The sequence below is a fragment of the Sulfurospirillum oryzae genome, from assembly GCF_025770725.1.
Classification (GTDB): domain Bacteria; phylum Campylobacterota; class Campylobacteria; order Campylobacterales; family Sulfurospirillaceae; genus Sulfurospirillum; species Sulfurospirillum oryzae.
In genome coordinates this window covers 81,568-96,809 of sequence record NZ_JANZKZ010000004.1, presented here as the reverse complement: position 1 = coordinate 96,809, position 15,242 = coordinate 81,568, and the positions used below count along the sequence as shown (strand labels likewise).

Below are 15,242 nucleotides of genomic sequence, written 5' to 3'. Positions count from 1 at the left end.
ATGCAATAAAGGTTACTATGAAAAAAATAGCAATTATCGGGCTACCCAATGTGGGGAAGAGCTCTCTTTTTAATCGCATCGCGAAACAGCGCATTGCGATTACATCTGATTTTAGTGGAACAACCCGCGATATTAAAACACACAAAGTCTATATCACCGAAAAACCTTGCCTTCTTTTAGACACTGGCGGACTCGACAAATCGACAGAACTTTTTGAAAATGTTCACAACATGTCGATGGAAGCGTCTAAAAAAGCAGATATTATCATCATGGTCGTTGATGGCAAAATGCTTCCAAGTGATGAAGAGAAAAAGATTTTTTATGCACTTCAAGCACGCAAAAAACCGATCGCTTTGGTCATCAACAAAATTGACAACGATAAAGAGATGGAACGCGCTTGGGAATTCGATGAATTTGGCGCAGAACATGTCTTCCCAATCTCCGTTTCTCATAACCGAGGCGTGAGTGCTCTTTTGGAATGGATCGGTGAATTTTTACCCGCACCTGAAAGCTCTACACTTCCCGTAAGCGAAGAAGAAAATGAAGAGAGTGACGAATTTGAAGATGACTGGGAAGATGAAGATGAATTTGCCGAGGAAGATGAAGACGTCATCCCTGAAGTGGTAGAAGAAGTTGAAACCAATCAAATCAATGTCGCTATCATCGGACGTGTCAATGTCGGTAAAAGCTCACTTCTAAATGCCCTTGTTGGCAAACAAAGAGCCGTTGTCAGCAGCGTTGCTGGTACAACCATTGATCCAGTGGATGAGAGCATCGAATATGAAGATAAAGTCATCAACTTTGTCGACACCGCTGGACTTCGTCGTCGTGGAAAGATTGAGGGCATCGAGAAATTCGCACTTATGCGAACCAAAGAGATGCTGGAGCGTGCCAACATCGCGTTGCTTGTTTTAGACACCAGCGAACCATTTTTAGAACTCGATGAACGTATCGCAGGACTTGTTGAAGAGAACCATTTGGCCTGTATCATTGTGCTTAACAAATGGGATAATGCCATGGATGATTATGAAAAAATCACCGCAGAAGTGAGACACCGCTTTAAGTTTCTCTCTTACGCACCTCTCATTACTGTCTCTGCTAAGAGCAAACAACGTGTCTCTAAAATCAAAGATATGATCTTGGAAGTCTATGCTAACTACTCGCAGCATCTTCCAACCCGTCAGCTCAATGAGATTATTAAAGAGGCGACCATTAGACATCAGATCCCAAGCGATCACTCAAAAATTGTCAAAATCTATTTTGCAACACAATACTTAACCAAACCTCCTCGCATTGCGTTGGTTATGAACAAACCTCGCTCTTTGCACTTTAGTTACAAACGCTACCTTGCTAATAAATTGCGCGAAAACTTCAGTTTAGAGGGTTCACCCATTTTGCTCTACCCACGTGCAAAAGGTGAGAGAGATAACGAACAGGAAGAGAACGGTGCTGAATCCTAAGAATAAAAATATCGTCTTTATCGGCTTTATGGGCGTTGGCAAAGGTACCATTGCTAGAGCACTTATCAAAAAGACCAAACGTTTTGGTCTTGATACCGATGATCTCATCGAAAGTATGGAAAACCGAAAAATCAAAGCTATCTTTGAAATTGAGGGTGAAGCCTACTTTCGTAAGTTAGAGAAAAAAACCGCTAAATGGCTGGAAAAAAATGTTAAAAATGCCATCATCTCAACAGGCGGTGGCTTTTTCAAAGTTGACAATATGGACAGAATCGGAACGATTGTCTACCTTCGCTCCTCATTTGAAGGCATTTTAAAACGTCTTCGCGAGCATGAAAATGCCGATCTCAAACTGGCTAAACGCCCACTTCTGACTGATGAGGCAAAAGCGAAAGCTTTGTTTGAAGAGCGATCTTCACTTTATGAAGCCAAAGCTGACATCATCATTGATGTTGAAGATCGAAATGTGAGTGAAATCGTGCGTGATTTAATTGTATTACTGAGTTTAAAAGAGAAAAAAGATAAAGAGTAGGACAGGTTTATGAGAGTATTAACAGGCATTCAACCCTCTGGTGCGCTTCACATAGGTAACTATTTTGGCGCGATCAAACAGATGATCGATCTTCAAGAAAAGAGCGATCTTTTTATCTTCATTGCAAATTATCATGCCCTCACCTCTTTAAAAGATGGCGAGGCACTTAAAAGCAATACGCTTGACGCCGCAATCAACTTTCTCTCTTTGGGCATCGACCACACCAAAGTAACGTTCTGGGCACAGTCTGATGTCAAAGAAGTTTTAGAGCTTTACTGGGTACTTTCAGGTTATACACCTATGGGTTTGCTTGAGCGAGCCCACAGCTACAAAGACAAAGTGGCTAAAGGAATTGCTGCCAATCACTCTTTATTTTCGTATCCTGTTTTGATGGCAGCAGACATTCTACTTTATGACTCAGAAGTCATTCCTGTGGGAAAAGACCAGATTCAACATGTTGAAATTACGCGTGATATTGCGATTAAATTCAACAATGACTTTGGTGAAATTTTTAAAGTACCCGAGTTCAAAGTGGATGAAAATGTTGCAACGGTTCCTGGACTTGATGGCGCAAAAATGAGTAAAAGCTATGGCAACACCATCGACATTTTCTGCACCGATAAAGAGCTCAAAAAAGCAACTTCTCGCATCGTGACTGACTCTACACCGATGGAAGAGCCAAAAGATTTCTCTACATGTAATGTTTATGCACTGGCTAAACTCTTTTTGGAAAAGGACGAAGTAGTTGCATTAGAGGCGCGTTACAAAAAAGGTGGCGAAGGGTACGGTCACTTTAAAGCGTACCTGAACGGTCTTATTTGGGACTATTTTGCACCTGCTCGTGAAAAAAGAGCGTACTATTTAGAACATAAAGATGAAGTGTTGGCTATTTTAGATGAAGGGGCAAGCAAGGCTCGTAAAATCGCCACTGAAAAGATGCGCCTCATTCGTGATCTCGTTGGAATTTATCGCTAAGGGAAAGTATGTTAGATATTAAACTGATACAAAATGATTTTGAAAATGTGGCACAAAGCCTTAGAAAGAAAAAAGTAGATGAATCTCTGTTGGAAGAACTTCGTGCCATTTCATTGGAACTTAAAAGTGCACGTCTTGTTTTAGAGCCACTTCAAGCAGAACAAAATACTAAAAGTAAACTCTTTGGTGTTTATGCCAAAGAAGGTAAAGATGTGGGTGCCCTTAAAGCAGAACTCTCTTTAAATAAAGAAAAAATAGCAGAGTCAACTGAAATTGTAAGGGGCTTAGAAGAAAAATTAGAAGCACTCGCAACCATCATCCCCAATATGCCATCCTCTCTTGTACCGGATGGTGAAGATGAGAATGACAATGTTGAGTTAAAGCGTGTTCTTGAGCCTAAAACTTTTTCATTTACCCCAAAAGAGCACTGGGATATTGACATTAAACAAAACTGGATCGACTTTGAGCGTGGCGTAAAGCTTGCAAAAAGCCGTTTCAGTGTTTTGAAAAATGAAGCCGCAAAGTTAGAGCGAGCTCTTATTAACTATATGCTTGATTTTAACACTAAACGAGGATTCCAAGAGGTTGCCGTTCCTTACATCGTGAACCGTGAAACCCTTATGGGAACAGGACAGCTTCCTAAATTTGAAGATGATCTTTTCAAAATTGATGGTGAGGATCTCTTCTTAATCCCCACCGCTGAAGTGCCTGTGACCAATCTTTTCAGAGATGAGATTTTAACCAAAGAAGAACTCCCTCTAAAAATGACGGCTTATTCAGCATGTTTTAGAAAAGAGGCAGGCAGTGCAGGTAAAGATACACGCGGTATGATTCGCCAACACCAATTTGACAAGGTTGAGCTGGTGTGCATCACCACGCCAGAGCAGAGCGAAACCGTCTTTGAAGAGATGCTCTCTTGTGCTTCAGATCTTCTAACCTCTTTAGGACTTCCTCATCGTCATTTGATGCTCTGCGGAGGAGACCTTGGTTTTAGTGCAGCCAAAACCGTTGATCTTGAAGTCTGGCTGCCAGGTCAAAACAGATACCGCGAAATTAGCTCGGTCTCTAACACGTTCGACTTCCAAGCAAGACGCGCTAAAATCAGATTTAAAGATGACGGTAAAAACCGTTTGGTTCACACCCTCAATGGTTCCTCTTTGGCAGTCGGTCGAACGCTGATTGCTATTATGGAAAACTACCAAATGGAAGATGGCAGCATTGCTATCCCTGAAGTTTTGAAAAAGTACATGTAACATGGCAGAAGAAGCAGTCGTCATACTCGAAGCCGATCCCTTAGCCACTACGGAAGAGGGATTTGCGCCCATAGAGGAAGAAAATGCTGAGGAAACAGCGGCTGCTTCGGCTGCGCAAACAGTAGATGATGAACAAAAAATCAAATCCAAGAAGAAATTACTCATCTTTTTGGTTCTTGGTGCCGTACTTCTTCTTGGTATTATCATTGCAATTGTTGTCATCATTAAAAATAAACATAAAACGCCTGAGCCTATTGTCGTTGAAAAAGCTGTTGAAAAACCTGTTACTAAAGAGCAGTTCTCACCCTCAAAATTGGAAGGCATGATTAAAAAGGCGCATCTGTTGTATGAAAAAGGCAACAAAGATGATGCCCTTAAAATCTATGAAAAGATTGCCACCTTTAATGAGGCTATCTCTTACTACAATATCGGCGTCGCAAAACTCAAAGAGCAAAATTTTTCTGAAGCGCTAGAAGCATTTAAAAAAGCCATACAAAACAAAGAACACCGCTGCATTAGTGCGATCAATGCCGCAGTCTGTGCGCTTGAGATGAAAGACGATAAGCTTTTTAACTATTACATAGACCTTGCCTTTGCCTATCTCCCCGAAGAGAGCAATGCCCCCCTCTACTCCTATTATGTAGGTCTTGTTCACTACTACAAAGATTTTTATTTCGAGGCACTTAGCGCTATAACACACCCAGTAACTGACTATTACAAAGAAGATCAAGACTATCTCTCTTCAAAAATTCTAGCTTCTCTTAACTATAACGCGTATGCACTCTCAACACTTGAAAAGATTGAAAAAGAGAGCGATCAATTCACCCTTGGACTATTGCATGCCAAACTGGGTGAATACCATAAAGCCAAAGCTTCTTTACTCAAAGCTCTTCAAAATGATCGTGAAAATCCTAAAATTAAAATGGCACTGGCTATGGTTGAAAATAAACTTGGAAACCTTGGCAATACAGCTTCTTTAATGGGAGAAGTCTATAAAGTGCGAGACACCGATGCCAAACCCATTTATAAAATGAAAGCTATCCTTAAACCTTCATTGTTCGATGTCGATAAAGCACAAATTGAATTTGAAAAAGAGCTCTTTTTTGATGATGAAAATACCTATAGCCTTATCTTTTACTATGCACCTTATAAAGTCTTTGATGCCAAACAAACCATTGACTACATTAGAAAAGGAAGTATGAACATCTTTATTGATGAAATAGGACCTGCACTTTCTTATCTGAAAGCCAGTTCGACCATTTCTAAAGTCAATATCGCCATTAGTAAAGGGATTAAAAAAGCGCTTGATTTTCATGTCTATGAAGCCAATGATATCTTCTTAAAAATGGTTGAAGAGTACAAAAACCACTCTATTTTACACTACAATTTAGCGCTAACGTATGCCCAAATGGGTGATTATGCCGCAGCCTATAAACACTTCTCAAAAAGTTACCACCTTGATAGTAACAATTATCTCGCAGGTGTGTTTGCACTTATGAGTGGTAATTTGATAGGAAAGGACATCACCAAACTTTCTGAAGATGTTAAAGAGAGCTTGAGTAAAAATACAACTCTAGAAAAAGACAATCTTTACGGCTCACTCATCCATCTCACCGATGGTAACCAATTTTCACTCACGCGTTGGCTGGAACAAGAAAAAGAAGACAGCCCTCTTAGCCTTATGCTCAACATCATAGCAGCACAGAAATTGGGGAACGAGCGTATGTACCGTCTGGGTACACAAAAGCTTCAAGCTTTGCTGCCTAAAGATATTATCGCCAATATCATAGCTTTTAACATCAAGCATCAAAAACAAGATATTAAAAATTATGCCAAAGCCATTCAGATCGAGTTCAACCATCTCCCACTTGATTACGATGCCTTTTACTATGGACCTAAGATTGTTAAAGAACAATACATTAGGCTCCTTCAAATTGGTGGATTATTGCATCAAAAACGCGATAGTGTTCGAAAAAAGATGGAAGAAGAACGTGTGGATATTCCTTCGATTATGCAGACTCTTGCCTATATGGAAATCTACACCAACAATTTTGAAGAGGCATTTACCCTTTACAATAAACTGATGGATGATTTTCAAAAGAAAGACACACACACAATCTTCTTAGCTTCTGTAGCTGCCATTGGCGCAGAACATAGCGATAATGCTATCGCTCTTTTAGAGCTCTCGAAGCTGACCGATCCTAGCAATGTTGAAAGTAAATATGCTCTTGGATTATTGTATCAAGAAGTAGGAAATTTTGAAGCGGCAAATGCCCAGTATCGAACGATTGGCAATATTGGTTTTATCTCACAATATTTTAGCTTTGCACTTGTAAAGTAGTTTTACATGTAAAGGTTTTTTGCCTTTACATGTAAAGATGATAAAGAGGTTATATACCCTCTTCTTCGTTTGTTTTAACCGATCTCAAACGCTCTTTCATTGACATGTAACTATTCAGCGCACCAATATACGCTTTAGCCGTAGCAAGCATTGTATCGACGCTGAGACCATGTCCCATAATCGCAGGTTTACTCTCATCAAATACGACTTTAACAAGCACTCTTGCCATCGCATCTTTACCTTGTGAGACAGCGTCCACTTTATAGTCTTTTAACTCACCACTCACACCACACACACGATCAATCACTTTAAAGATGGCATCCATTGTTCCATTACCAATAGCTGCATCGGTTATCTCTTTACCCTCATGTAAAATAGTCACAGCAGCACTCGGAACACCGCCTGGCGCACAATCAGAGAGTTGCAATCTCACCAAGTCAAAAATTTGAGGAATTTTTGTAATCTCTTCGGCAACCAATGCACGTAAGTCGTCATCAAAAATCTCTTTTTTCTGATCTGCTAAAATTTTAAAACGATCAAAGGCTTCGTTAATTTCTTCATCTTTAAGCTCATAGCCCAAAGTATTAAGCTTGTCTTTAAAGGCATGACGGCCTGAATGTTTTCCAAGTACAATCGAATTTTTATCAAGTCCAATGTCTTTCGCACTCATAATCTCATACGTTTCTGTATGTTTAAGAACACCGTCTTGATGAATACCACTTTCATGAGAAAAAGCGTTTTTACCGACGATAGCTTTGTTTGGTTGAGGCTCAATACCTGTAATGGAAGAGACCAATTTACTGGTTGGATAAATCTCTTTAATGTTAATGTTTGTCTCATAACCATTAAAATGATCTTTGCGCGTACGAAGTGCCATAACGATCTCTTCTAAAGCGGCATTTCCTGCACGTTCACCCAATCCATTGATCGTACACTCAACTTGACGCGCACCGTTTTCAATACATGCCAAAGAGTTTGCAACAGCAAGACCTAAATCGTTATGATTGTGTACGGAAATAATCGCACGATCTCCTACAAAATCATGCAAAGACTTAATAATAGCCCCCATTTCCGTTGGTAAGCGGTACCCAACCGTATCTGGGATATTTAGCGTTGTAGCTCCCGCATTGATGACGGCATCTAAAACTTCTTTCATGAAACTCACTTCGCTACGTCCAGCATCTTCACAGCTAAACTCGACATCATCACAAAATGTTTTAGCATACTGAACAGCTTCAACTGCTTTTTTGATGACTTGATCAGGTGTCATTTTAAGCTTGTACTGCATGTGAATCGGACTGGTTGCAATGAAAGTATGAATACGGTTCATTTTTGCTTTTGAAACAGCCTCTCCTGCTGCTTTAATGTCACGATCTAGTGCGCGCGCAAGGGAGCAAATACGACTTTTTGTCACCGCTTCTGCAATACGTGCAATGGCATCAAAATCGCCTGGACTTGCCGCGGCGAAACCTGCCTCAATGACATCAACGCCTAACTTTTGTAACTGCAATGCAATCTGAATCTTCTCTTCAGTATTCATAGATGCCCCTGGGCTCTGTTCTCCATCACGTAATGTGGTATCAAAAATTATAATTTTATTGTTATTCATAGTGTTTATTCCTTATGGATTTTATTTGAAAAAAAAGTTATAAATGAAAAAAAGGATTAGAGGGAGAGGAGGTTTTGCAGGAGAGCGTTTTTGATCTCTATCTTGGGTAAAATTTTTATAGATTTCATAATGCCGATATCTACGCTGTTCATCGCTTCTCCTTTATTCAAAATACTTTGAGGTAAAGAAGTTTCTCCCCTCAAAGTGGTCGTATTATACTAAATTTTTATGAGATTTTGCAACGACAAAATTATAGATACCACGAATCAGCCCATAAGCCAAATAGGCTGTAATTAAAAATGTACCCGCTTTAATAGGATAAATATATAAAAAAGAAAAAACAATGACTAAAGAAACTAAGACTTTAATGATGTGCCCTTTTTTCATATCGATCTTTTTAAAGCTTGGATAGCGAATATTACTCACCATTAAAAGAGAGATTAACCCCATACCTAAGAGCATAATCCATTCAAAGCCTTGAAAAAAGGCATGCTCACGATAGAACAAAATCCACATAGAGACAACAACAGCCGCGGTAGGGATAGGAACACCGATAAATACTGAAGGCTCAGAGACACCAATCATTACATTAAAGCGTGCCAACCGAATAGCGCCAAAAACAACATACATAGCGCATAATAAAGAACCTAATTTTCCATACATGTGACCTACACTAAAGTAAAAAAGCATGGCAGGAGCGACCCCAAAAGCAACAATATCTGCTAAAGAATCAAACTCAGCACCAAATTTACTCGTCGCATTTGTCATACGTGCAACTCTTCCGTCAAGACCATCAAAAATTAAAGAGAGCAAAATATAAACAGCTGCATTCTCAAATTCTCCATTTGTTGAAGCTATAATGCTAATCACCCCTAAAAAAGCACTTGCTGCTGTAAAGAGATTGGGAAAAATATAGATCAATTGAAGTTTATTGCCACTGTTATTTGTCATCTTTATCCTTATATGAAAGATAGCCTAAAATGCTATTTCCAGCTTTTACATCATCATTAAGTGAAACTTTTACGCGTGTATCCAAGGGAAGTAAAAGTGCTACTTCGCCATCTCTTAAAAAACCCAATCGTTCGCCAGACTTAAAAGTACTGGCTTTTTGAAACAGTGTAATCTTATGCGCCCATAAACCCGCACTCATGACAAGTTTAATCGGTGCAAATTCACTTTTACATGTAACACCTTTTCGTTCACATAAGCTTTCAAATAAATGAGAAGAAGAGGAAATAAAAAGTCCAAAGCGATTTTTAACATTCACGATATCCAGATCAATGGGTGCTCTTAATACGCCGACATCGAAAAATGATTTTCGAATCACAATGCGTAATGCTTCGGTACCGTCATTCAAACTTATTTTTGAAATATCAATGATTTTGCCATCCATAGGAGCAAGAAGAGAGCGTTTGTCATCTTCTTCAGCAATACGTTCAGGGTTTCGATAACCAAAAAGAGTCCCTACGAAAATGATAAAGAAGAGCCATGGTAAAAAAGAGAGTGCATACGCAAGCAAAAAAACCATAAATGCCAAGACACTATGGTTCCATCCTTCTTTTGCAATAATCTGTGTTGAAGTATAAGAGTGATTACGCATTGTTATTGGACTGTTCTTCTGTAATTTTTGGCTCATGTTTAACAAGTGCCGCTTTGAGTTTTGAAGGAATATTAGACTCTGCCTCATACGCCTCAATGACTTCACGCAACTGAACCCCATCAATGGTTTCATACTCACTGAGTTTTGCCACAATGCGTTCAATACACTCACGATACTCTTCCAAACGCTCTTTAACAATCACATAACGCGCTTGCAATGTCTCTTTAATATGCTCATCCAGCTTTTCAGCCATTTTTTCACTATAGTCTTTTGTAGTGCCGCCATTTAAGAACGTATTACGCTGTTTTTCAAGCACCATTAAACCTGCAACATCACTCATGCCATAAATGCTGACCATAGCTTTAATAATATCCGTTGCACGCTCAAGGTCATTGCCTGCACCCGTTGAAATTTCACCTAAAAACACCTCTTCGGCAGCACGTCCGCCTAAAAGAACATCGACTTCAGCAATAAGTTCATGCTTTTGCATTAAAAATTTATTCTCTTCTGGCGTGTTGAGGGTATAACCAAGCGCGGCTAAACCTCTTGGAATAATCGAAACTTTAGAGACTCTCTTTGCGCCTGTGGTTGTTTCGGCAATCAGTGCGTGACCACTCTCATGGTATGCCACAATACGTTTTTCTTCAGGATTGATACGTCGACTTTTTTTCTCTAAGCCTGCAATAGCTCGCTCAACAGCATCAACAAGATCAATTTGCTCAACATACTCTTTATTTTTACGTCCACCTAAAAGTGCCGCTTCGTTAATAATATTAGCAAGATCAGCTCCAGCAAGCCCAGCTGTTAAACGTGCAATCTCTTCAAGGTCGATATTTTTACCCAACTTAATGTCCGCGCTGTGAACTTTTAAAATGTCTTTTCTACCTTGAAAATCTGGTTTATCAACCAAAACTTGTCTATCAAAACGCCCTGGGCGCAAAAGCGCTGCATCTAAAACTTCTGGTCTATTCGTAGCTGCAAGAACAATAACAGGTGATTTATCAGAACTAAAACCATCCATCTCAGCAAGAAGCTGATTGAGGGTTTGCTCTCGCTCATCATTACCGCCCATCATGCCATTCGCTGCTCTACTTTTACCAATAGCATCAATCTCATCAATAAATACAATAGCAGGTGCCTCTTTTTTGGCATTTTCAAACAAGTCTCTTACCCGACTTGCTCCAACACCTACAAACATTTCAATAAAACTAGAACCTGATACAGAGAAGAAAGGTACGCTTGCCTCACCCGCAACGGCTTTAGCCAGCAACGTTTTACCCGTACCTGGAGGGCCTACTAAAAGAACGCCTTTAGGAATTTTAGCACCCAAGTTCATATAACGATCAGGGAATTTGAGGAAATCAACGATCTCTTTGACCTCTTCTTTGGCTTCTTCAACACCCGCTACATCTTCAAATTTAACTTTAGGTTTTTCAGAATTGACCAACTTTTTGCTACTTCCCATTCCAAGGATGCCACCGCCCATATTTTTTTGCATTTTGTTTGCCAAAAACATCCAAATACCAAAAAACACAAAAACAGGAAGAACCCATGAAAAAAGAATTTCTGTCAAGATATTGGATTCATTATAACCGCCATATCCTACTTTTTTCTCATCCATTAAAGGAATAAAAGTACTATCTTCGCCTACTTTTTTCACAATATAAACTGTTTTTTGAGCACCTTCTGGCGAAAATGCTTTGATCGTTGTTTGTCCAATAGCAACATAATTGATTTGATTATTTTTAATCAGCTCTTTAAGTTCATAATAGCTAATATTTTTAGTTGTACTATTTTGTGCGCCAAAATTTGCACCAATTCCAGCATCAGATACTGAAGTAAAATTTTTAAATAAAACGATAACAATAATGGAAAAAATAGCAAACATTAAAAGTGGGTTTTGATTGAAAAAGTTTTTTTTATCGTTTTTATTGTTATCTTGATTGTTCTGACTCATCTAATTCCTTTGTAACACGAGTGTAAACCACTCCTCTTTTTGATACTTTTCGACCAATTTCATCGAAGAAAACTTCTGTTCTACCTTATCAACATACTTGTCTAAAATACCAGAAAGAATGAGCAATCCTCCTTCTTTCACTGCTTTTTGCAAGTCGCTGGCTAGCATAATGAGTACATCTGCGATGATATTAGCAACAACAACATCATACTCTTGTTCTCTTTTTTGAACCGAACCTGTCCAGATACGATTAAAATTTTCACGATTGAGTTTAAAGTTTTCGATGGCACTCCCAGTTGCTTGCTCATCCGTATCGCATAAATCAACAATCGCTCCACATTTTCGTGCCGCGATCGATAGAATTCCGCTTCCACAACCAACGTCCAAAAGGCTTGCATCTTTATTGATATATTTTTGCAACAAAAGCAAACAACCATACGTTGTTTCATGATGTCCAGAGCCAAAAGCTAATGCGGGATCAATAATAATATTCTTTTTGCCCTCAACACCTTCTACCCAACTTGGATGAATGTAAAAATCATTTACATGTAAAGGTTGAACAGAGTTTCTATACTGTGCGATCCAATCTTCATTCTCTTTGACCAAAAGTTTAGTCTCAGCATGAATCTCTTTACCAAGAGCTAAAGAAAGCTCTTTTGCAAAAGCCTCCACCCCAAAACAAAGCATTTCTAAGTTATCTTCACTACGTAAAATAATGCTGCCTTCCGCTTCTTCAATAGCCTCATCGCTGAGGCTCATAATAAAATCAAGAAAAAGTGGATAGTCACTACTAGGAGTTATATGAAGTTCGTTATAGGTTTTTTCCATTCAAATTAACCTAAAACATCCTCGAGTTTTTCTTTTAAGACTTGCGGTGTAAAAGGTTTAACAATATAGTTATTGACACCTGCTTTAAGTGCTGTAATAACCTCGGCTTTACCACCTTCAGTTGTTACCATAATAATAGGCATACTCTCATATTTTTTCTCAGCTCTTACTTTTCGAACCAAATCTAAACCATTCATCTCAGGCATGTTCCAATCGGTAATAAGCACATTAATATCAGGCGTTCTTTCCATAATTTGCCAAGCTTCGACACCATGCTCAGCTTCTAAAACGTCATTAAAACCTAATCTCTGTAATGTGTTTTTAATAATACGGCGCATTGTCGAGCTATCATCTACTACAAGCAGCTTCAATGTCACTCCTTTTATCGTTTAAGTTATTGCTATTGGTTAAATTCTAACCAAGTTTCCTTTGAACTTAGTTTAAAGCGTTTCGTTAGCCACAAACGCAAACGCTTCGCGTAAATCTAAATTCCCCTCGTAAAATGCTTTTCCCACGATGACACCAGCTACCTTATGGCTCTGTTTCAACGTTATAATATCGTCCAAATTTTTTAATCCTCCACTTGCAATCGTGGCAATCCCTGAAGCCTCCGCAATTGAGAGCGTAAAATCAAGATTAACACCACTCAGCATTCCATCTCGTCCAACATCGGTACAAATGATCGCTTCTACGCCTACATCAGCAAAGGCACGCGCAAGATCAGTCGCGTGCATGGTTGATTTCTCAGCCCAACCTTCTACGGCAACATAACCATCAATAGCATCAATGCCAACCACAACACGATATTTTTGAGCCATTTCTTTCACAAACGCTGGATTTTTCAACGCAATTGAGCCTAAAATAACACGATCAATCCCTAAATCCACATAACGGCGAATGGTCTCTTCATCACGAATACCACCCCCTAACTCGATTTTGAGATTGCAATTTTTGCGAATCTTTTCAATTTGCTCAAGATTTTTAGGCTCCCCCGCAAAAGCACCGTTTAAATCTACCAAATGAACCCAAGATGAACCCATTTCTTCAAATACTTTGGCTACTTCCCAAGGCTCATTAGAGTAAATCTTTGCACTCTCCATAAGCCCTTTAGTAAGACGTACTGCTTTGCCATCTTTTAGATCGATTGCTGGTAAAATATCCATTATAACTCCACAAAATTCTTTAAAATTGCTAATCCATTTGCATGTGATTTTTCAGGATGCGGTTGGAATCCAAACACATTTTCCTTTTGCACCGCACTGGGGAATTCATACCCATAGAGTGTTTTCCCAATAATATATTTTTCGTCACACTGAGCATGAAAGCTATGGACAAAATAGAGATAAAACGACTTTGGCATCCCTTTAAAAAGAGGGGAATCTTTGGCTATAAAAAGCTCATTCCAACCCATGTGTGGAACCTTTAAACGCTGAGGAAAGCGCGATGTATCAAACCTAACGATCTCCCCTTCAATCAACCCTAACCCTTGACTCTGACCAAATTCAACACTACTCTCAAAGAGAAGTTGCATTCCGAGGCAAATGCCTAAAAGTGGTTTTCCCGAAGCTGCAAACGCCTTAACGGCATCATCAAGACCACGTTCATGTAAACAATCCATCGCATCTTTGAAAGCACCGACTCCTGGTAAAATAATCTTATCAAATTTTGATACATCCTCTGCATTTTTAACAATTTCAATAGCAACACCAAGTTTCTCAAAAGCATTTGTAACGCTTCTAAGATTACCCATATTATAATCAACCAAACCTATCATGAATCTCTCTTTTGGGGTATTGATTTAAGATAAAAAGCCAATCCAAAGAGCAGTAATGTTACACCGCCAATTAGATAAACTGCATACAAGATATGCGCTGCATCAATAATAGCAAATTTAAAGACCAGCATCAACGCTTCAATCGCAAGGGCAATAATAATAGAACCCAAGAAACGCACCATCGTTTTATGCATGCCACCACTTTCATCCCTCTCATTACGACCTAAAACTTCTTCTTCAAAGATCGTTTTAACCAGATCAAAAATGGCTAAAGAGAGGGTAATTAAAATGGTTGATTCAAACATCGCCTTTATATCTAAAAGATCAAATTGAAGTCCGTGCATGAAAAGACTTCGCATACCGTTAAAAAGTAATAATAACGCAATGGCAAGCAAAGAGAGTGAAAAAATCGTATAGATTACTTGTGAAGTTTTCCCAAATGCAGATTGTAAAGAAGATGGATGTGCGATTTTAAGAACATGCTCTAATGAAACATCAATACATGCAACAAATTTCAAACTACCTTGTTCATCATAAATTGGATATGATGCTGTAACAGTCAAATCATTGGTTAATGTTGAAGGATAAGGATCGCTCAAAACACAACGCTTTTCGCGCACTGCACGATAATAATAAGATTTTGAACTACGGTTTTGACCTAAACCACCTTTTTTATGGGGGTCATCGGTGATGTTATTGATAACTTGTTCACCACTGTGATTAAGTAGATAAAGCGCTTCAAATTCTTCAACTTCATGAACAATTTTATCAAGACTTGTTGTAATAACATCAAGGTTTGGTTCAGGCATACGATTTGGAATATTGCGTGTAAAAAGATAACACAAATAAGCCCTTGCTCTTGACCTAACCTCAGCAAACTGCTGAATTTCACGAATGACCATAGTGGTGTACC

At 39.0% G+C, this 15,242-nt stretch carries 14 protein-coding genes; 5 read left to right on the top strand and 9 right to left on the bottom strand.

Features of this window, described 5'->3' with window-relative positions; genetic code table 11:
* Positions 1-17: 17 nt before the first annotated feature.
* The 5 genes from der to N0B29_RS10590 are packed head-to-tail and all read left to right on the top strand — an operon-like array spanning position 18 to position 6,561.
* A complete protein-coding gene (der, locus tag N0B29_RS10610; protein WP_263833699.1) occupies positions 18-1,460 on the top strand; it encodes a ribosome biogenesis GTPase Der in 1,443 nt (480 codons plus the stop codon).
* A gap of 28 nt (positions 1,461-1,488) precedes the next feature.
* On the top strand, positions 1,489-1,992 hold the full coding sequence (locus N0B29_RS10605) for a shikimate kinase (protein ID WP_263833822.1): 504 nt from the start codon (positions 1,489-1,491) through the stop codon (positions 1,990-1,992).
* Between the two features lie 9 nt (positions 1,993-2,001).
* Entirely contained in the window at positions 2,002-2,967 is a 966-nt protein-coding gene (trpS, locus tag N0B29_RS10600; RefSeq protein WP_263833698.1) for a tryptophan--tRNA ligase, read from the top strand.
* Positions 2,968-2,975: 8 nt separating this feature from the next.
* The gene (gene serS / locus N0B29_RS10595) at positions 2,976-4,220 is read left to right on the top strand and encodes a serine--tRNA ligase (protein ID WP_263833697.1); all 1,245 of its coding nucleotides are present in this window, start codon (positions 2,976-2,978) and stop codon (positions 4,218-4,220) included.
* Position 4,221: 1 nt separating this feature from the next.
* Entirely contained in the window at positions 4,222-6,561 is a 2,340-nt protein-coding gene (locus N0B29_RS10590; protein ID WP_263833696.1) for a tetratricopeptide repeat protein, read from the top strand.
* Between the two features lie 49 nt (positions 6,562-6,610).
* On the opposite strand, the gene N0B29_RS10585 is transcribed toward N0B29_RS10590, so the two are convergent.
* From N0B29_RS10585 to N0B29_RS10545, 9 genes are all read right to left on the bottom strand, one after another.
* The gene (locus tag N0B29_RS10585) at positions 6,611-8,170 is read right to left on the bottom strand and encodes a 2-isopropylmalate synthase (protein WP_263833695.1); all 1,560 of its coding nucleotides are present in this window, start codon (positions 8,168-8,170) and stop codon (positions 6,611-6,613) included.
* A 213-nt stretch (positions 8,171-8,383) separates the two neighbouring features.
* Entirely contained in the window at positions 8,384-9,121 is a 738-nt protein-coding gene (pssA, locus tag N0B29_RS10580; protein ID WP_263833694.1) for a CDP-diacylglycerol--serine O-phosphatidyltransferase, read from the bottom strand.
* Positions 9,111-9,770 (bottom strand): phosphatidylserine decarboxylase, encoded by a 660-nt coding sequence (locus N0B29_RS10575; RefSeq protein WP_263833693.1) that lies wholly within the window; start codon positions 9,768-9,770, stop codon positions 9,111-9,113. Before N0B29_RS10575 ends, pssA begins: the two co-directional genes overlap by 11 nt.
* Positions 9,763-11,727, bottom strand: coding sequence for an ATP-dependent zinc metalloprotease FtsH (ftsH, locus tag N0B29_RS10570; protein WP_263833692.1), 1,965 nt, complete (start codon positions 11,725-11,727; stop codon positions 9,763-9,765). Before ftsH ends, N0B29_RS10575 begins: the two co-directional genes overlap by 8 nt.
* Positions 11,728-12,555 (bottom strand): 50S ribosomal protein L11 methyltransferase, encoded by an 828-nt coding sequence (locus tag N0B29_RS10565; RefSeq protein WP_263833691.1) that lies wholly within the window; start codon positions 12,553-12,555, stop codon positions 11,728-11,730.
* A 5-nt stretch (positions 12,556-12,560) separates the two neighbouring features.
* Positions 12,561-12,926, bottom strand: a complete 366-nt coding sequence (locus N0B29_RS10560) for a chemotaxis response regulator CheY (RefSeq protein ID WP_041960196.1) — start codon at positions 12,924-12,926, stop codon at positions 12,561-12,563.
* Positions 12,927-12,995: 69 nt separating this feature from the next.
* Complete coding sequence (gene hisA / locus N0B29_RS10555) at positions 12,996-13,718, bottom strand: 1-(5-phosphoribosyl)-5-[(5-phosphoribosylamino)methylideneamino]imidazole-4-carboxamide isomerase (RefSeq protein ID WP_263833690.1); 723 nt, start codon at positions 13,716-13,718, stop codon at positions 12,996-12,998.
* Positions 13,718-14,329 (bottom strand): imidazole glycerol phosphate synthase subunit HisH, encoded by a 612-nt coding sequence (gene hisH / locus N0B29_RS10550; RefSeq protein ID WP_263833689.1) that lies wholly within the window; start codon positions 14,327-14,329, stop codon positions 13,718-13,720. The genes hisA and hisH overlap by 1 nt, the downstream gene beginning before the upstream one ends.
* Positions 14,326-15,231 (bottom strand): PDC sensor domain-containing protein, encoded by a 906-nt coding sequence (locus N0B29_RS10545; protein ID WP_263833688.1) that lies wholly within the window; start codon positions 15,229-15,231, stop codon positions 14,326-14,328. The genes hisH and N0B29_RS10545 overlap by 4 nt, the downstream gene beginning before the upstream one ends.
* Between the last annotated feature and the right edge of the window lie 11 nt (positions 15,232-15,242).